The organism is Enterobacter sp. SST3 (assembly GCF_000286655.1).
Lineage (GTDB): Bacteria > Pseudomonadota > Gammaproteobacteria > Enterobacterales > Enterobacteriaceae > Enterobacter > Enterobacter roggenkampii.
The window spans coordinates 278762-297658 of the sequence record NZ_ALNS01000012.1 but is presented as its reverse complement, the minus strand read 5'-3'; the positions used below and the strand labels follow the sequence as shown (position 1 = coordinate 297658).

17 protein-coding genes are annotated in these 18897 nt (G+C 56.8%); 14 read left to right on the top strand and 3 right to left on the bottom strand.

The window, feature by feature from the left end:
* Positions 1–9 precede the first annotated feature (9 nt).
* The 8 genes from flgE to flgL all read left to right on the top strand — a co-directional run bounded on the left by flgE (position 10) and on the right by flgL (position 8291).
* The gene (gene flgE, locus B498_RS13820) at positions 10–1218 is read left to right on the top strand and encodes a flagellar hook protein FlgE (RefSeq protein ID WP_008500812.1); all 1209 of its coding nucleotides are present in this window, start codon (positions 10–12) and stop codon (positions 1216–1218) included.
* Between the two features lie 20 nt (positions 1219–1238).
* On the top strand, positions 1239–1994 hold the full coding sequence (locus tag B498_RS13825) for a flagellar basal body rod protein FlgF (RefSeq protein ID WP_008500811.1): 756 nt from the start codon (positions 1239–1241) through the stop codon (positions 1992–1994).
* A gap of 11 nt (positions 1995–2005) precedes the next feature.
* Complete coding sequence (flgG, locus tag B498_RS13830) at positions 2006–2788, top strand: flagellar basal-body rod protein FlgG (protein WP_008500810.1); 783 nt, start codon at positions 2006–2008, stop codon at positions 2786–2788.
* A 57-nt stretch (positions 2789–2845) separates the two neighbouring features.
* On the top strand, positions 2846–3544 hold the full coding sequence (gene flgH, locus B498_RS13835) for a flagellar basal body L-ring protein FlgH (protein ID WP_008500809.1): 699 nt from the start codon (positions 2846–2848) through the stop codon (positions 3542–3544).
* A 12-nt stretch (positions 3545–3556) separates the two neighbouring features.
* Positions 3557–4654, top strand: coding sequence for a flagellar basal body P-ring protein FlgI (locus B498_RS13840; RefSeq protein ID WP_008500808.1), 1098 nt, complete (start codon positions 3557–3559; stop codon positions 4652–4654).
* Positions 4654–5607 (top strand): flagellar assembly peptidoglycan hydrolase FlgJ, encoded by a 954-nt coding sequence (gene flgJ / locus B498_RS13845; RefSeq protein ID WP_008500807.1) that lies wholly within the window; start codon positions 4654–4656, stop codon positions 5605–5607. The genes B498_RS13840 and flgJ overlap by 1 nt, the downstream gene beginning before the upstream one ends.
* A gap of 75 nt (positions 5608–5682) precedes the next feature.
* Positions 5683–7323 (top strand): flagellar hook-associated protein FlgK, encoded by a 1641-nt coding sequence (flgK, locus tag B498_RS13850; protein ID WP_008500806.1) that lies wholly within the window; start codon positions 5683–5685, stop codon positions 7321–7323.
* A 14-nt stretch (positions 7324–7337) separates the two neighbouring features.
* Entirely contained in the window at positions 7338–8291 is a 954-nt protein-coding gene (flgL, locus tag B498_RS13855) for a flagellar hook-associated protein FlgL (RefSeq protein ID WP_008500805.1), read from the top strand.
* A 75-nt stretch (positions 8292–8366) separates the two neighbouring features.
* Here the strand turns inward: flgL and B498_RS13860 are convergent, their stop codons facing one another.
* On the bottom strand, positions 8367–9581 hold the full coding sequence (locus B498_RS13860; RefSeq protein WP_008500804.1) for an MFS transporter: 1215 nt from the start codon (positions 9579–9581) through the stop codon (positions 8367–8369).
* 145 nt (positions 9582–9726) lie between these two features.
* On the opposite strand from B498_RS13860, the gene B498_RS13865 reads away from it, so the two are divergent.
* Positions 9727–10629 carry a LysR family transcriptional regulator gene (locus tag B498_RS13865; protein ID WP_008500803.1) on the top strand — a complete coding sequence of 301 codons (903 nt, stop codon included), beginning with the start codon at positions 9727–9729 and terminating at the stop codon, positions 10627–10629.
* A gap of 46 nt (positions 10630–10675) precedes the next feature.
* Here B498_RS13865 and rne read toward each other — a convergent pair whose 3' ends face one another.
* Positions 10676–13786 carry a ribonuclease E gene (gene rne / locus B498_RS13870; RefSeq protein WP_008500802.1) on the bottom strand — a complete coding sequence of 1037 codons (3111 nt, stop codon included), beginning with the start codon at positions 13784–13786 and terminating at the stop codon, positions 10676–10678.
* A gap of 572 nt (positions 13787–14358) precedes the next feature.
* Here rne and rluC point away from each other — a divergent pair.
* A complete protein-coding gene (gene rluC, locus B498_RS13875) occupies positions 14359–15306 on the top strand; it encodes a 23S rRNA pseudouridine(955/2504/2580) synthase RluC (RefSeq protein ID WP_074166955.1) in 948 nt (315 codons plus the stop codon).
* A gap of 76 nt (positions 15307–15382) precedes the next feature.
* On the opposite strand, the gene B498_RS13880 is transcribed toward rluC, so the two are convergent.
* A complete protein-coding gene (locus B498_RS13880) occupies positions 15383–15967 on the bottom strand; it encodes a Maf family protein (RefSeq protein ID WP_032622831.1) in 585 nt (194 codons plus the stop codon).
* Between the two features lie 140 nt (positions 15968–16107).
* Between B498_RS13880 and yceD the strand changes: the two genes are divergently transcribed.
* From yceD to B498_RS13900, 4 genes are all read left to right on the top strand, one after another.
* Positions 16108–16629 carry a 23S rRNA accumulation protein YceD gene (gene yceD, locus B498_RS13885; protein ID WP_008500799.1) on the top strand — a complete coding sequence of 174 codons (522 nt, stop codon included), beginning with the start codon at positions 16108–16110 and terminating at the stop codon, positions 16627–16629.
* Positions 16630–16645: 16 nt separating this feature from the next.
* Positions 16646–16819 (top strand): 50S ribosomal protein L32, encoded by a 174-nt coding sequence (rpmF, locus tag B498_RS13890; protein ID WP_003857964.1) that lies wholly within the window; start codon positions 16646–16648, stop codon positions 16817–16819.
* Positions 16820–16899: 80 nt separating this feature from the next.
* Entirely contained in the window at positions 16900–17934 is a 1035-nt protein-coding gene (plsX, locus tag B498_RS13895; protein ID WP_021240758.1) for a phosphate acyltransferase PlsX, read from the top strand.
* 6 nt (positions 17935–17940) lie between these two features.
* A complete protein-coding gene (locus B498_RS13900; RefSeq protein WP_008500797.1) occupies positions 17941–18894 on the top strand; it encodes a beta-ketoacyl-ACP synthase III in 954 nt (317 codons plus the stop codon).
* The last annotated feature ends 3 nt before the right edge of the window (positions 18895–18897 follow it).

Below are 18897 nucleotides of genomic sequence, written 5' to 3'. Positions count from 1 at the left end.
GAGTAAGTCATGGCCTTTTCTCAAGCGGTCAGCGGCCTGAATGCTGCGGCCACCAACCTGGACGTCATTGGCAACAACATCGCCAACTCCGCGACCTATGGTTTTAAATCCGGTTCTGCTTCCTTTGCAGACATGTTTGCCGGTTCCAAAGTCGGCCTGGGCGTGAAAGTTGCGGGCATCACTCAGGACTTTAGCGACGGCACCACCACCAACACCGGTCGCGGTCTGGACGTTGCCATCAGCCAGAACGGTTTCTTCCGTATGGTCGACTCCAACGGTTCTGTGTTCTACAGCCGTAACGGCCAGTTCAAGCTGGATGAAAACCGTAACCTGGTGAACATGCAGGGGATGCAGTTAACCGGGTATCCGGTTGCCGGGACGCCATCAACGGTTCAGACCGGGGCGAACCCACAGGTCATTAATATCCCAACCACGTTGATGGCCGCGAAGTCCACCACCACGGCTTCCCAGCAGATTAACCTGAATTCCACCGATACCGCGCCGACCACCGCCTTTGATCCGGCTAACCCGGACACGTACAACAAAAAAGGTACGGTGACCGTCTTTGATAGCCAGGGTAATGCGCACAACATGAACCTGTTTTATGTCAAAGATGCGACCCCGGCTAACTCCTGGAAAGTGTATGCCCAGGACGGTAGCGTCGCAGGCAGCACGGCGGCACTGGCCACCACGCTGACCTTCGATAATAACGGTACGCTGACCGGTGGTGGAAATATCAACATCACTACCGCGACCATCCCAGGTGCGACGCCAGCGACCTTCGCCATGAGTTTTGCTAACTCCATGCAGCAGAACACCGGTGCGAACAATATCGTCGCGACCAGCCAGAATGGTTTTAAACCAGGCGACCTGGTGAGCTACCAAATCAATGACGACGGCACTGTGGTCGGTAACTATTCCAACGAACAGACCCAGGTTCTGGGCCAGATCGTGCTGGCAAACTTCGCCAACAACGAAGGTCTGAAATCGGAAGGCGACAACGTCTGGTCTGCCACCCAGTCCTCCGGCGTGGCGCTGCTGGGTACTGCCGGAAGCGGTAACTTCGGCACGCTGACCAACGGTGCGCTGGAAGCCTCTAACGTCGATCTGAGCAAAGAGCTGGTGAACATGATCGTCGCGCAGCGTAACTATCAGTCGAACGCGCAGACCATCAAAACCCAGGACCAGATCCTCAACACGCTGGTTAACCTGCGTTAAGCGGCTAACAGGAAAGCGCAATGGATCACGCAATATATACCGCGATGGGCGCGGCAAGTCAGACGCTCAATCAGCAGGCCGTTACCGCCAGCAACCTGGCAAACGCCTCAACGCCGGGCTTTCGCGCGCAGCTTAATGCGCTGCGCGCGGTGCCGGTAGAAGGGCTTTCCCTGCCGACCCGTACGCTGGTGACGGCATCAACCCCTGGCGCCGATATGACGCCAGGGCAGATGGATTACACCTCACGCCCGCTGGACGTGGCTCTGCAGCAGGACGGCTGGCTGGCGGTGCAAACGGCGGACGGTAGCGAAGGCTATACCCGTAACGGGAACATCCAGGTGAGCGCGACGGGCCAGCTGACGATTCAGGGGCATCCGGTGATGGGGGAAGCGGGTCCGCTGACCGTACCGGAAGGCTCTGAGCTGACTATCGCTGCGGACGGCACCATTTCGGCGCTCAACCCTGGCGACCCGGCCAATACCGTTGCGCCCGTCGGTCGTCTGAAGCTGGTTAAGGCGGAAGGCAAAGAAGTGCAGCGTGGCGACGACGGTATGTTCCGTCTGACCCAGGCGGCGCAGGCGACGCGGGGTGCCACCTTACAGGCCGATCCGAGCATCCGCGTGATGTCCGGTGTTCTGGAAGGCAGTAACGTCAAGCCGGTCGAAGCCATGACCGACATGATCGCCAGCGCCCGTCGTTTTGAAATGCAGATGAAGATCATCAGCAGCGTCGATGAAAACGCGGGCAAGGCTAACCAACTTCTGGCTATGAGCTAACAGGATTCCTTATGATCAGTTCTTTATGGATCGCGAAAACTGGCCTGGACGCCCAGCAAACCAATATGGACGTGATTGCCAACAACCTGGCAAACGTGAGCACCAATGGTTTCAAGCGTCAACGCGCCGTTTTCGAAGATTTGCTTTATCAAACCATCCGCCAGCCGGGCGCGCAGTCTTCTGAACAGACGACGCTGCCATCGGGCCTGCAGATCGGTACTGGTGTTCGTCCGGTGGCGACTGAGCGTCTGCACAGCCAGGGCAACCTGTCTCAGACCAACAACAGCAAAGACGTGGCGATCAAAGGCCAGGGCTTCTTCCAGGTGCAGCTGCCTGACGGGACTTCTGCCTACACTCGCGACGGCTCGTTCCAGGTCGATCAGAACGGCCAGCTGGTGACGGCGGGCGGTTTCCAGGTTCAGCCTGCGATTACCATCCCGGCGAACGCCCTGAGCATTACCATCGGACGTGACGGTGTGGTCAGCGTAACCCAGCAGGGGCAGGCTGCGCCGGTTCAGGTTGGGCAGCTCAACCTGACCACCTTCATGAACGATACCGGTCTGGAAAGCATTGGTGAGAACCTCTACACCGAGACGCAATCCTCCGGTACGCCAAATGAGAGCACCCCGGGCCTGAACGGCGCGGGCCTGCTGTATCAGGGCTATGTTGAAACCTCCAACGTGAACGTGGCGGAAGAGCTGGTGAATATGATCCAGGTTCAGCGCGCGTATGAAATTAACAGTAAAGCAGTGTCGACGACCGACCAGATGCTGCAGAAACTGACGCAACTCTAAGGTGCAGCCCGGTGCGGTAAACGCCGCGCCGGCTCCCTGTTTTCGAAGATGAAGGCAATGCAAAAAAACGCGGCGTTTCGTTATCCGATACTGACTGTTCTGGCCGTCACCCTCAGCGGGTGTGCCTGGATCCCGTCTAAACCTTTGGTCCAGGGTGCGACGACTGCCCAACCCGTTCCTGGCCCTGCGCCAGTAGTCAACGGCTCCATTTTCCAGACCGCGCAGCCGATTAATTACGGCTATCAGCCGCTGTTTGAAGATCGCCGCCCGCGTAACGTCGGCGATACATTGACCATTGTGCTGCAGGAAAACGTCAGCGCGAGCAAGAGCTCGTCGGCGAACGCCAGCCGCGATGGCAAAACGAATTTTGGCTTCGATACCGTCCCGCGCTACCTGCAGGGACTGTTCGGCAACGCGCGTGCTGATGTCGATGCCTCTGGCGGCAACACCTTTAACGGTAAAGGTGGCGCGAACGCCAGCAACACCTTCAGCGGCACGCTGACGGTCACGGTTGACCAGGTACTGGTTAACGGCAACTTACACGTGGTGGGTGAAAAACAGATCGCCATCAACCAGGGCACTGAATTCATTCGCTTCTCGGGCGTGGTTAACCCTCGCACCATCAGCGGCACCAACACCGTTCCGTCCACCCAGGTGGCGGATGCGCGCATTGAGTACGTCGGTAACGGCTACATTAATGAAGCGCAGAATATGGGTTGGCTGCAGCGCTTCTTCCTTAACTTATCGCCGATGTAAGCGAGGTGACCCATGTTTAAATCGATCTTCGCCGTGGCGCTCGCGCTGGTGGCTACCTTTGCCCAGGCTGACCGTATTCGCGATCTCACCAGCGTACAGGGCGTGCGTGAAAACTCGCTGATTGGCTATGGCCTGGTGGTGGGGCTGGACGGTACCGGTGACCAGACGACCCAGACCCCCTTTACCACCCAAAGTCTGAACAACATGCTTTCCCAGCTCGGCATTACCGTGCCGGCGGGAACTAACATGCAGCTGAAAAACGTGGCGGCAGTAATGGTCACCGCGTCCTACCCGGCGTTTGCGCGTCAGGGACAGACCATTGACGTGGTGGTCTCCTCAATGGGTAACGCCAAAAGCCTGCGCGGCGGTACGCTGCTGATGACCCCGCTGAAAGGCGTCGACAGCCAGGTTTATGCGCTGGCGCAGGGGAACATTCTGGTCGGCGGTGCGGGTGCATCCGCAGGCGGAAGCAGCGTGCAGGTGAACCAGCTCAACGGCGGACGGATTACCAACGGGGCGATCATTGAGCGTGAACTGCCGACCCAGTTTGGCGCGGGCAACACCATCAACCTGCAGCTCAATAATGAAGACTTCACGATGGCGCAGCAGATTGCCGATACCATCAACCGCAGCCGCGGCTACGGTAATGCCACGGCACTCGATGCGCGCACCGTGCAGATCCGTACCTCTACCGGCAGCAGCAATCAGGTGCGCATGCTGGCCGATATCCAGAATATGGAAGTGAACGTTCCGGTCCAGGATGCGAAGGTGATCATCAACTCCCGTACCGGCTCGGTGGTGATGAACCGGGAAGTGTCGCTCGACAGCTGTGCCGTGGCGCAGGGGAACCTGTCGGTGACGGTGAACCGCTCCGCTAACGTCAGCCAGCCGGACACGCCGTTTGGCGGTGGTCAGACGGTGGTAACTCCGCAAACGCAGATTGATTTACGTCAGAGCGGTGGGTCTTTACAGAGCGTGCGCTCCAGCGCCAACCTGAACAGCGTGGTGCGCGCCCTGAACGCCCTGGGCGCAACGCCAATGGATCTGATGTCCATTCTGCAATCCATGCAAAGCGCGGGCTGCCTGCGCGCCAAACTGGAAATCATCTAATGCTGACCGATAGCAAACTGTTGACCAGTGCAGCCTGGGACGCCCAGTCGCTCAACGAACTGAAAACCAAAGCAGGCAAAGACCCGGCGGCGAATATCCGCCCGGTCGCCCGCCAGGTGGAAGGAATGTTTGTACAGATGATGCTGAAGAGCATGCGCGAAACCCTGCCGAAAGACGGGATGTTCAGCAGTGATTCAACGCGTCTCTACACCAGCATGTATGACCAGCAGATTGCGCAGCAGATGACCGCCGGGAAAGGCCTCGGTCTGGCTGACATGATTGTCAAGCAGACCGAAGCCGCGCAGGGCATTCAGCCTCAGGATCAGGCGCAGCAGGTGCCGATGAAGTTCGACCTGGAAACGGTGACCAGCTATCAGAACCAGGCTCTGACGCAAATGGTGCGTAAAGCCATGCCGAAAGCCACGGGCAGCGGCGATGAGCCGCTCTCCGGTGACAGCAAAGACTTCCTGGCGCAGCTTTCTCTGCCTGCGCGCCTTGCCAGCGAACAGAGCGGCGTGCCGCATCACCTGATTCTGGCGCAGGCCGCGCTGGAGTCGGGCTGGGGTCAGCGCCAGATCCGCAAGGAAAACGGCGAACCGAGCTTCAACATCTTCGGCGTGAAAGCCACCTCCAGCTGGAAGGGGCCAACTACGGAGATCACAACCACCGAATACGAGAACGGTGCGGCGGTGAAGGTCAAAGCCAAATTCCGCGTCTACAGCTCGTATCTGGAAGCCTTGTCCGATTATGTTGGCCTGCTGAGCCGAAATCCGCGCTATACCGCCGTGACGCAGGCGGCAACGGCGGAGCAGGGCGCTCAGGCGCTGCAAAACGCGGGCTACGCGACCGACCCGAACTATGCACGCAAGCTCACCAGCATGATCCAGCAGCTGAAATCCATGGGCGAGAAGGTCAGCAAAGCCTATAGCACAGATATTGAAAATCTGTTCTGAAAGTTCTCAAGTCCCGGTGGAGGTTGCCGATAACCTTCATCAGGACTCGTGTCTGAACGTATAAAAGGAACCCCCATGTCCAGTTTGATTAACAGCGCCATGAGTGGCCTCAGTGCTGCGCAGTCGGCACTCAATACCGTCAGTAATAATATTTCAAGCTATAACGTGGCAGGCTATACCCGCCAGACCACGGTGCTGGGCGCATCTAACAGCACGCTGACCGGCGGTGGCTGGGTGGGTAACGGGGTGTATGTCTCCGGTGTCCAGCGTGAGTATGACGCCTTCATCACCAATCAGCTGCGCGCCGCGCAGACGCAGAGCAGCGGCCTGACGACGCGCTATCAGCAGATGTCAAAAATCGACGATGTGCTCTCCGATACCACCAACTCGCTCTCCACCACGCTGCAGGACTTCTTCAAAAGCCTGCAAACGCTGGTGAGCAACGCGGAAGATCCGGCGGCGCGTCAGACGGTGCTGGGTAAAGCGGGCGGTCTGGTCAATCAGTTCAAAACCAACGATCAGTATCTTCGTGACCAGGATACGCAGGTGAATACCGCGATTAGCACCAGCGTTTCTCAGATCAACAACTATGCCAAACAGATTGCCAACCTGAACGATCAGATTTCCCGTCTGACCGGCGTCGGTGCGGGCGCATCGCCTAACGATCTGCTTGACCAGCGCGATCAGCTCGTCAATGAGCTGAACAAAATCGTCGGCGTGGAAGTGTCTGTTCAGGATAGCGGCACGTATAACATCTCTTTCGGCAACGGTTACAGCCTGGTACAGGGCAGCAAAGCCAACCAGCTGGCTGCCGTGAAGTCGAGTGCCGATCCGGCTCGTACTACCGTAGCCTATGTCGATGACGTGGCCGGGAACGTAGAGATCCCGGAAAAGATGATCACCACCGGTTCTTTGGGCGGTTTACTGACCTTCCGCACGGAAGATCTGGATAAAGCTCGTAACACCCTGAACCAGATGGCGCTGGCCTTTGCCGATTCGATGAACACGCAGCATGAAGCCGGCTTTGACGCTAACGGTGATGCGGGCGGTAAGCTGTTCAACTTTGGTTCTCCGGCGGTGCTGTCCAACAGCAAGAACGGCGGATCGGCGGTTGTTACGGCCTCTGTGACCGACAGCAAACAGGTCCAGGCGACAGACTATAAGCTGCAGTTCAACGGCACTGACTGGACGATCACCCGTACATCAGACAAAACCAGCTTTACGATGAGCCCGGATGCCAGCGGCAACCTGTCGTTTGATGGTCTTAACGTCAACGTGAGCGGCACGGCAAATACCAAAGACAGCTTTACCGTGAAGCCGGTTTCCGACGTCATCATGAACATGGATCTGGCGATCAGTGACGAGTCCAAACTGGCGATGGCGTCCGTGCAGAACGGCGGCGAAAGTGATAACCGTAATGGCCAGAAACTGCTTGATCTTCAAAACGCGAAAGTTGTGGGTGGGAATAAAACCTTTAACGATGCGTATGCCTCTCTCGTCAGTACAGTCGGTAGCTCAACGGCGTCACTGAAGGTGAGCAGCCAGACGAAAGCGAATGTGGAAACGCAGTTAATCAAGCAGCAGCAGACCATCTCTGGGGTAAACCTCGACGAAGAGTATGGCAATTTGCAGCGTTATCAGCAGTATTACCTGGCAAACGCCCAGGTTCTCCAGACTGCCAGTACGCTCTTCGATGCAATTATCAACATTCGTTAAGGTTGAGGTGAATAATGCGTATTAGCACCCAGATGATGTATGAGCAGAACATGCGCGGGATCACCGATTCCCAGAGCAGATGGCTGAGCTACGGTGAGCAGATGTCCACCGGTAAGCGCGTTAACCGTCCTTCGGACGATCCTATCGCCGCGTCGCAGGCCATCGTTCTGTCACAATCGCAGTCGCAAAACAGCCAGTTCGCGCTTGCACGTACCTTCGCCACGCAAAAAGTCTCGCTGGAAGATAACGTGTTAACGCAGGTGAACACCGCGCTCTCAAGCGTGCGCGAGAAGCTCGTTTATGCGTCGAACGGCACATTAAGCGATGACGACCGCCTTTCTCTGGCGACCGATATTCAGGGGATCCGCGATCAGCTTATGAACCTGGCCAACACGACGGATGGTAATGGTCGCTTTATCTTTGCGGGATACAAAACCGAGAGCGCACCGTTTGATGCGGCGACCGGGGATTATAACGGCGGCGCAGAAGCCATCACGCAGCAGGTTGATACGGCGCGAAATATGACCATTAGCCATACCGGGCAGCAGATTTTCGAAAGCATTACCAGTAATGCGGAAGAGCTGCCGGGCGGTGGATATGGCCAGACGAACATGTTCAAAATCCTGGATTCTGCCATCGCGTCGCTGAAGACGCCGATTGAGAACGATCCGGCTGCTGCAACGGCGCAAAGCCAGGTGATTGCCAATGCGCAAATCGGCATCAAAAACTCCCAGAACAATATCCTGACGGTCGTCGCGGATGTGGGCACCAAGATGAACGAGCTGGAAAAACTCGATACGCTGGGCGATGACCGCGCGCTGGGCCAGACCAAGCAGATGAGCGATCTGGTGGATGTCGACTGGAACGAAGCGATTTCTTCTTACACCATGCAGCAGGCGGCCTTGCAGGCGTCTTATAAAGCGTTTAGCGATATGCAGGGCATGTCTCTGTTCCAGCTGAACAAATAACATCTTGACCTCTTAGAACATGTCTTGAAACTGGGCATGTTTTGCTGCCCAATCCGTCTGGATTGGGCATTTTTTTTATGCGACTTCTGCCGTTACTGAGGCGACACGCGCGCTTTCTATCAGACGGATGACCAACGCAATGACGCCACAGACGGTGGCCAGTGCGACCACACCCGTCCAGCCAGCCAGCGAGTAGATATTGCTGCCTAACGCGGACCCCAGCGCCATCCCGATAAAGACGACCGTAAAGAGCAGGGCGTTGAGACGACCACGCGCCTGCGGTTCAAGGCTGTACACCAGGTTCTGATGGGCGACCAGGCTGGACTGCAGGCCCAGGTCGAACCCGACGGCAGAGATGGCGATCAGCATCAGCTGCCCATGAACGCCCAGCGCGGGCATCAGGAACATCAGGGCGAAAGAGACGGTCACAAGAACGGCACCAAGCTGCGTGACTTTTCCTGCCCCCAGTTTGTCCGCCAGACCCCCCGCCAGTGGGGCAGCTAACGCACCCGCGGCACCGGCAATACCAAAACCACCTGCGACGGCACTACCCAGGTGATAGCGTTCCAGCAGCATGACCGCAAGCGTTGACCAGAAGGCGCTAAAGGCAATCGACAGGAAACCCTGAGCCAGCGCCGCGCGGCGCAGCGCCGGGTAGCGACGCCACAGGTGTTCCATCGAGCGCATCAGCGCGGGGTAGCTCAGCGTGGAGTGAATGGCAAAACGGGGAAGTACAAACCACATCATTACCCCGATGAACGCAATGCTCGCCGCTGCCAGCTGGTACATGACGCGCCAGCCAAACGCTTCGCCCACCACGCCGCTCACGGTTCTGGATAATAAGATACCCATCAGCAGCCCGGTCATTACTGTACCTACGGTTTTTCCCTGTTTGCCTTCCGGCGCAAGAATGGCCGCGGCAGGGACGATATCCTGTGCCATGGTGGCGGCCATGCCGATAAGCAGGCTTGCCAGCAGCAGGGAATGGATCTGCCCGGTCAGGCTACAGCCGAGAAGAAACAGCGCCAGCGCCGCGCTTTTGATCAAAATTAACGTCCTGCGGTCGTGGCGATCGCCCAGAGGAAGCAGGAACAGGATGCCAAGCGCGTAGCCTGCCTGCGTTAATGTTGGCACCAGGCCCATACCTTCAATACTCAAATGCAGGTCGGCACCCATCAGCGGCAGCAGGGGCTGCGCGTAATAGATTGATGCCACGCTGAAGCCAGCCCCCAGAGCCAGCATAAAGATCACCCAGCGGCTTACAGCATGGGGAGTCGTTGTTGTGTTCATAAGTTGTTCCTCATTCATCGTGTGCGGCTATTTTTTATCAGTACGCCTTGCGACGGTAGCGGGCCCGGTGGTAAAACGCTTATACGTTGAACGTATAAATGAAAATGCGATGAAAAGAGCTGAGCGTATAGACAGGGTAGAGTTAATGCGGACGTTTGTCCGCATTGTCGAGGCGGGTTCGCTCTCAGCGGCGGCGCGGCAGCTGGCAACAACCCAGGCCACGGTAAGCCGACGGTTGCAGTCGCTTGAAACCATGCTGGGCGTGCGCCTGTTGTTGCGCACTACCCACACGACGCGGCTAACGGATGACGGCGAGCGCTGCTATCAGCACGCCCGTCGGGTGATTGACAGCTGGCTGGCGCTGGAGGATGAGGTGGGGCAGACGGAAGATGAGCCTGTAGGCGTGCTGCGGGTGCGGGCACCGCACGCGTTTGGTCAGGATCAGCTTCTGAAACCCGTAACCGAATTTTTGCAACGCTATCCGCAGCTTTCGATTGAGTGGATGCTCAACGATCGGTCGGCGGATTTCCTCGGCGACAACCTTGACTGTGCTATTCGGGTGGGCGTGGAGGTCGATCCGGCAACCGTATCCGTACTGCTGGCGGAGGTGCCGCGCTCGGTGGTGGCTTCTCCGGCACTGCTGGCCCGCTTTCCGGCGGTGAATACGCCGGAGGATTTGCAGCAGTTTCCCTGGATAGCCATCAGCTCTTTCTACCAGCGCCACGTGGAGCTTTTTCACGATGCCTCGTCCGCCACCGCGCGGATTGCTATTACGCCACGGCTCAGCACCGACAGCTTGTATGTCGCACGCAATACGGCACTTACCGGCCTTGGCGTGGCCGTGGTATCCAGCTGGACGGTACAGGACGATATTCGGGAAGGGCGGCTGGTGCATTTGCTGCCCGAGTGGCAGCCCGCGGCGCTACCGGTACATCTGGTTTATCCCTGGTCCCGTTATTATCCGGCACGCTTGCGGCGATTTCTGGAGTTGATGCGGCAGGTCATGCCGGAGGTGACCGGGATGAGAAAGCCTGTTCAGCAGCCATAAAAAAGCCGACCCAAGGGTCGGCTTTTTACTTCAGTGTCGTTTGTCGTTATTCGACAGACTGTGGACGCGTTGCCGGTGCAGTCGCCTGATGCGTTGCACTGTGACCACCGGCTGCGCCTTTACCTTCGAAGCTGAAGGCCGGGCGAACCCAGTCGCTGTGACGCGGCGCTTCAGGCACGTAATCCGGCGCCGGGGCGCGGGTCATTGGTGCTGTCGCTACGTGGGCAGCGGCTGGCGCAGAAACAACCGGCTCAGGCTTCACTTCTGGCGCTTTCGGCTCTTCAACAACCGGTTCAACCTGAATCTCAACGTCCTGAACGACCTCTTCAGCGGTGGTTTCGACGAGGGTTTCAGCGGCTTCTTCTACCGCGGCTACAGGTTCAGCCTCTTCAGCGATTTCCTCAGCCACCACGACATCTTCTTCAGCAATAAGCTGCGGTGCGGCATCAACCGGCGCGGCAATCACTTCCGGATGCGTGGTTTCGACGTCCGCGGCCTGAGGTGCTTCAGTTTCAACAACCTGAGGTTCAACCACGGTTGCCGTTTCAGTCACGACCTCTTCTACCGCTGCTACAGGTGCAATGACCTCTTCCGTTACCGGCTGTTCTTCAACAACCTGCTCCGGGCGAGCAACAGGGTAGCGGATCCAGACTTTGCCGGAAGCCATTTCTGGTGAAGCACAGGCAACGGTCAGCGGCATTGGAGACTGAGTCGGGTACCGCTCGTCACGATAGCGACGACGGCGCTGACCGCTGACGCGCAGATGACGTGGGGAACGACGTGAACGGCGCGGCATACCGGCGTTATCACGGTTTTCACCGTTTTCATCCTGCTCAATGTTGTTATCAACGACCGCTGGCAGGTCAACTTTTGCCAGCTGCGTACCGGTTGCGCTCTCGCGAGTTTCAACCGCAACGTTTGCTGTCTCTCCGGTTGCTTCAGAGGCGAAGCGGACTTTCTGAGCAAGCTGGCGCTGCTTACGGCGCGGCATGACCTGAGTACGTTCTTCCTGCTCGCCGTCCTGCTGCTCAACAGGCTCTTCGCGGTTCAGGTTTTTGACTTCCTGCTGTGCCTGACGCTTCTCGTCGTTACGACGACGGTTGCGTTCACGGCGCGGCTGCTGGTCGTCACGCTGTTTGCTCTTCTCAGACTCATCGCCCGCCTGCTGGCGAATTTCACGATCTTCAACATTCTGCTGCTGTTTCTCGCGACGGTTGCGACGGTTGTCTTCGCGTTGCTCACGGCCTTCGTTATTGTCAGAGCGGTTGTCACGACGCTCGTTGCGCTCATTACGATCGCTACGGTCATTACGGTCGCGGCGGTTGTTCTGACGCTTACGGCGGTCCTGCTGACGTTCAGGCTTGGCCGCTTTTGGCTCTTCTTTCGGCTGCTCTGGCTGAACTTCCTCGCCGGCAAACATCTTCTTCAGCGCGCCGAAGAAGCGGCTCAGCAGACCCGGCTGCGCTGGCTGTGCTTTCGCTGCCGTCGCTTCTGGTTTCTGCGCCGCAGGTTTGGCCGCTGGTTTTTCCAGGGCGGCTTCCGGTGGGGCTTCTGGCATGATGAAGGTCGCTAACGCAGGCTGCTCTGGCAGCTTACGCTCTGCTGGCTCGTCATCAGATGGCAGGGCCATCTCTTCTTCGTGCAGCTTCGGCAGCAGGTAGCTGAGCGTTGACGTCTCTTCACCTTTACGGACACGCAGCACGTGGTAGTGCGGGGTTTCCATCTGATCGTTTGGCACGATGATGCAGCGAACGCCGCCCTGACGCGCTTCAATGGCACTGACCGCAGCACGTTTTTCGTTCAACAGGTAGGACGCAATTGGCACAGGCACAATCGCGTGAACCTCTTTGGTATTCTCTTTCAGCGCTTCTTCTTCAATCAGACGCAGGATAGAGAGGGACAGCGACTCGTTATCACGCACGGTGCCGGTGCCGGAGCAGCGTGGGCAGACGTGATGGCTGGACTCACCCAGCGATGGGCTCAGACGCTGACGGGACATCTCCAGCAGGCCAAAGCGTGAGATATGGCTAATCTGAATACGCGCACGATCCTGACGCACCGCTTCGCGCAGACGGTTTTCTACCGCACGCTGGTGACGTACAGGGGTCATGTCGATGAAGTCGATAACAATCAGACCACCCAGGTCGCGCAGGCGGAGCTGGCGGGCGATTTCATCAGCGGCTTCAAGGTTGGTGTTGAAGGCTGTCTCTTCGATGTCGCCGCCGCGGGTTGCACGCGCGGAGTTGATGTCGATAGCGGTCAGCGCTTCAGTGGTATCGATAACGATAGAACCGCCGGATGGCAGACGCACTTCACGCTGGAAGGCGGACTCAATCTGGGATTCGATCTGATAGTGGCTGAACAGCGGGATTTCACCGGTGTAGAGCTTAATTTTGCTGGTGAAATCCGGACGGCCCAGCGCGGCGATGTGCTGGCGCGCCAGCTCAAGCACTTTCGGGTTATCGATCAGAATCTCACCGATGTCCTGACGCAGGTAGTCACGGAAGGCACGCACGATCACGTTGCTTTCCTGGTGGATCAGGAACGGAGCAGGGCGGCTTTCCGCTGCTTTCTGGATGGCTTCCCAGTGCTTCAGACGGAAGCTCAGGTCCCACTGCAGCGCTTCGGCGGATTTCCCGACGCCTGCGGTACGCACGATAAGCCCCATGCCGTCAGGCAGTTCAAGGCTTGCCAGCGCTTCTTTCAGCTCGGTACGGTCATCACCTTCGATACGGCGAGAGATACCACCCGCACGCGGGTTGTTTGGCATCAGCACCAGATAGCTCCCCGCCAGGCTGATAAAGGTTGTCAGTGCGGCACCTTTGTTGCCACGCTCTTCTTTATCAATCTGAACGATAACTTCCTGACCTTCACGCAGAACATCTTTGATGTTTGGGCGGCCATGTGCGTTGTAGTTTGCAGGGAAATATTCGCGGGCGATTTCTTTCAGAGGGAGGAAACCATGACGCTCAGCACCGTAATCGACAAATGCAGCTTCAAGGCTTGGTTCAATGCGGGTGATTTTGCCTTTGTAAATGTTCGCTTTTTTCTGTTCGTGTCCAGGACTTTCGATATCCAGATCGTACAGGCGCTGCCCATCCACAAGGGCGACACGCAACTCTTCTTGCTGAGTTGCGTTGATTAACATTCTTTTCATCGTAACTTACTCGTTATTCTTACATTGACGACAAAGCTGCGGGCAAGGTGACGCTTTCCGGGGTATGAACCGATGGCCTCGTGTCTGTTCACGTCGCCAACCTCACGGTTGTCGCTCGCTTAAGAGGCGCAGAGTGTCGGTTGCCTGTGTTTCATACGGAAACACAGCGCAATTATCAGGGGAATTGCCTGGGTAGAACTCTCCAGAGAACAATCCTTATACCGGGAAGTACTGCAACCCGCAGCCCGCTAACTGCCTGAAAGATCAATACGTCTTACGCCATTGCTGCGTGGATGATCGGTCAGACAAAATTGGTCATTCCGTCGACATCCTTACAAAACCCGGATTTAACGCGGAAAACGACCTCATTATTCCACTGCTCGCCGGGTTATAGCAAGATGACTTTTACCAATTATCACCCGGTTACTCACAGTTTCTTCACCTCAAGGTGGTGATTGGTTTAATAACCACCAAATCGATTGCGTGAAACGGGGCGCAGGCCGGATAAAAGTAAATATAAGCATAGAAAAATGAGTGGCGCTAATGGCAGACGATATTTAGAATCGCCAACCATGAAAACAGAGACTCCAGCCGTAAAAATGGTTGCCATCGCCGAAGATGAAGCGGGGCAACGTATCGATAACTTCTTGCGCACCCAGTTGAAAGGGGTGCCAAAGAGCATGATTTACCGCATCCTGCGTAAGGGCGAAGTGCGGGTGAACAAAAAACGCGTGAAGCCCGAGTACAAACTCGAGGCGGGCGATGAAGTGCGTATTCCGCCGGTGCGCGTGGCAGAGCGTGAAGAAGAGGCCGTTTCACCGAAGCTACAGAAAGTGGCGGCCCTGAGCGATGTCATCCTTTACGAAGATGACCACATTCTGGTGCTGAATAAACCGTCAGGAACGGCAGTCCATGGCGGTAGCGGCCTGAGCTTCGGCGTGATTGAAGGGCTCCGCGCCCTGCGCCCGGAAGCGCGCTTCCTTGAGCTGGTGCACCGTCTTGACCGTGACACTTCAGGCGTACTGCTGGTAGCGAAAAAACGTTCTGCGCTGCGTTCCCTGCATGAACAGCTGCGTGAAAAAGGGATGCAGAAAGACTACCTGGCGCTGGTTCGCGGCCAGTGGCAGTCCCATGTAAAAGTGGTGCAGGCGCCGCTGCTGAAGAACATTCTGCAAAGCGGCGAGCGTATTGTCCGCGTCAGCCAGGAAGGGAAACCCTCTGAGACGCGGTTTAAGGTTGAAGAGCGCTATGAGTTTGCCACGCTGGTGCGCTGCAGTCCGGTGACCGGTCGTACCCACCAGATCCGCGTACATACGCAGTTTGCAGGGCACCCCATCGCGTTTGATGACCGCTATGGCGACCGCGAGTTTGATAAGCAGCTGACGGGGACGGGGCTATCGCGTCTGTTCCTGCATGCGGCAGCGCTGAAATTTACCCACCCAAATACCGGTGAAGTCATCCGTATTGAAGCGCCGCTGGATGAGCAGTTGAAACGCTGCCTGAAGGTTCTGCGCGGCTGATTTTGCCCGGCGGCGCTGCGCTTGCACGGGCCTACGGTTTTGTAGGCCGGGTAAGCGCAGCGCCACCCGGCGAAGGTCACATCGTCAGCGGATTACACTCTTCTCGCCGTAACATCTGACACAAGGCAATCAGCGGTAACCCCACCAGGGTGTTCGGATCCCGACCGTCCAGCTTGTCGAACAGCGCAATCCCCAGCCCCTCACTTTTAAAGCTCCCCGCGCAGTTCAGCGGACGCTCACGACGCACATAATCCATAATCTCTTGCTCGCTGAGATGGCGGAAGTGTACGTCGAACGGCTCGCACTCCGTTTGCAGATGGCCTGACGCGGCGTTATAGAGGGCGAGGCCCGTATAGAAGGTCACGATAGTACCGCGCGCGCGCAGAAGCTGCTGGCAGGCATTTTCCTCTGTATGCGGCTTGCCGGTGATTTCGCCGTCCAGCACGCAAACCTGATCGGAGCCTATAATCAAATGCGAAGGATAGCGTGCGGCCAGCGACTGCGCCTTCTCCTTAGCAAGACGCGTCACCAGATGGCGCGGTGACTCGCCCGGCTGTGGCGTCTCATCCACGTCTGGTGCAGCGCATTCAAACGGGATCCCGAGCTTTTCCAGCAGCATTCGGCGGTAGGGAGACGTGGAAGCAAGGACGAGATTTGGCATATTTTTATCACCAGATATAGCGTATCGATGCCAGCCATTTTAAACTACAGGCCGCAATGTGTGCGAATAATTGGCAAAAGGCAGCTCTGGTTGCCTTTTTCTTTGACTCTATGACGTTACAAAGTTAATATGCGCGCCCTATGCAAAAGGTAAAATTACCCCTGACTCTTGATCCGGTACGTACGGCTCAAAAACGCCTCGATTACGAAGGTATCTATACTTCCGATCAGGCTAAGCGTATTGCCGAATCCGTAGTCAGTGTGGACAGTGATGTAGAATGCTCCATGTCGTTCGCTATCGACAACCAGCGCCTCGCCGTGTTAACCGGTGATGCAAAGGTGACGGTAACGCTCGAGTGTCAGCGTTGCGGGAAACCGTTTGTACAGCATGTTCACACAACGTATTGTTTCAGTCCGGTTCGTTCTGACGAACAGGCTGAAGCACTCCCGGAAGCGTATGAGCCGATTGAGGTTAACGAATTCGGTGAAATCGATCTTCTGGCTCTGGTTGAAGATGAAATCATCCTCTCCTTGCCAGTCGTTCCGGTGCATGATTCTGAACACTGTGAAGTGTCCGAGGCGGACATGGTCTTTGGGGAACTGCCTGATGAAGCGCAAAAACCAAACCCATTTGCCGTATTAGCCAGCTTAAAGCGTAAGTAATTGAGGAGTAAGGTCCATGGCCGTACAACAGAATAAACCAACCCGTTCCAAACGTGGCATGCGTCGTTCCCATGACGCGCTGACTGCAGTTACCAGCCTGTCTGTAGACAAGACTTCTGGTGAGAAACACCTGCGTCACCACATCACCGCTGACGGTTTCTACCGCGGCCGCAAGGTTATCACTAAGTAATCACGCGTCAGCGTGATTAGGCTTAGTGAGGAGCTCCCCGTGCAAACGGGGAACTTACCGAACCAGGCTGCGACGATACCTTGACACGTCTAACCCTGGCGTTAGATGTCATGGGGGGAGATTTTGGCCCTTCCGTGACAGTGCCTGCAGCATTGCAGGCACTGAATTCTAATTCGCAACTCACTCTTCTTTTAGTCGGCAATCCCGACGCAATCACGCCATTACTTGCAAAAGCTGACTTTGAACAACGTTCACGTCTGCAGATTATTCCTGCGCAGTCAGTTATTGCCAGTGATGCCCGACCCTCGCAGGCGATTCGCAATAGCCGCGGCAGCTCGATGCGGATAGCGCTGGAGCTGGTGAAAGAAGGACGAGCCCAGGCTTGCGTCAGCGCGGGTAATACCGGCGCGCTGATGGGGCTGGCGAAATTGTTGCTCAAACCGATTGACGGTATTGAGCGCCCGGCGCTGGTGACGGTGTTGCCGCATCAGCAGAAGGGCAAGACGGTGGTGCTTGATTTGGGCGCGAACGTCGATTGTGATAGTACAATGCTGGCTCAGTTTGCCGTAATGGGATCGGTGCTGGCAGAAGAAGTGGTCGGGATCAACACTCCCCGTGTTGCGTTACTGAACATTGGTGAAGAAGAGACCAAAGGCCTGGACAGCATTCGCGAAGCAGCTGAATTGCTCAAACAGGTTCCCTCCATCAACTATATTGGTTATCTCGAAGCCAATGAGTTGTTGACGGGTAAAACGGATGTTCTGGTCTGCGATGGCTTCACCGGAAACGTAACGTTGAAGACCATGGAAGGGGTCGTGCGGATGTTTCTTTCTCTGCTGAAATCACAGGGAGAGGGCAAAAAAAGCGCCTGGTGGCTGATTTTATTGAAGCGTTGGTTACAAAAGAGCCTGACGCGGCGATTCAGTCACCTCAACCCCGACCAGTATAATGGCGCCTGTCTGTTAGGATTGCGCGGCATCGTGATTAAGAGTCATGGCGCCGCCAATCAGCGAGCATTTTCTGTCGCCATTGAACAGGCAGTGCAGGCGGTGCAGCGACAAGTCCCTCAGCGGATTGCCGCTCGCCTGGAATCTGTATTAGCTAAAAGTGACTGAGCGTACATGTATACGAAGATTTTAGGTACCGGCAGCTACCTGCCAAAACAAGTGCGTACCAACGCCGATCTGGAAAAAATGGTAGATACGTCTGACGAGTGGATTGTCACGCGCACAGGTATCCGTGAACGTCGTATCGCCGCGCCAGACGAAACCGTGTCCACCATGGGTTACGAAGCCGCACAGCGTGCTATCGAGATGGCGGGCATTGATAAAGAACAGATCGGTTTGATCGTGGTGGCCACGACGTCTGCTACACATGCTTTCCCAAGCGCGGCATGCCAGGTGCAGAATATGCTCGGCATTAAAGGTTGCCCGGCGTTTGACGTTGCCGCTGCGTGCGCAGGTTTTACCTATGCGCTGAGCGTTGCCGATCAGTACGTGAAGTCCGGAGCCGTCAAATATGCGCTGGTGATCGGTGCTGACGTGCTGGCGCGTACCTGCGATCCAACCGATCGCGGAACGATCATTATTTTTGGTGATGGTGCGGGCGCGGTGCTGCTGGGGCAGTCCGAAGAGCCGGGTATCATCTCTACGCATCTGCATGCTGATGGCAGCTACGGTGAGCTTTTGACCCTGCCTAACGCCGATCGCGTTAATCCGGACAACTCGATTTACCTGACCATGGCAGGGAACGAGGTGTTCAAGGTGGCGGTGACTGAGCTTGCGCACATTGTTGATGAAACGCTGGAAGCGAATAACCTTGAGCGCTCCGCGCTCGACTGGCTGGTGCCGCATCAGGCGAACCTGCGTATCATCAGCGCGACCGCGAAAAAGCTGGGCATGTCGATGGATAACGTTGTGGTGACGCTGGATCGTCACGGCAACACCTCTGCGGCGTCAGTACCGTGCGCATTTGATGAAGCGGTACGCGACGGGCGAATCAAACGGGGCCAGCTGGTCTTGCTTGAAGCCTTCGGTGGCGGGTTCACCTGGGGTTCCGCGCTGGTTCGTTTCTAGGAT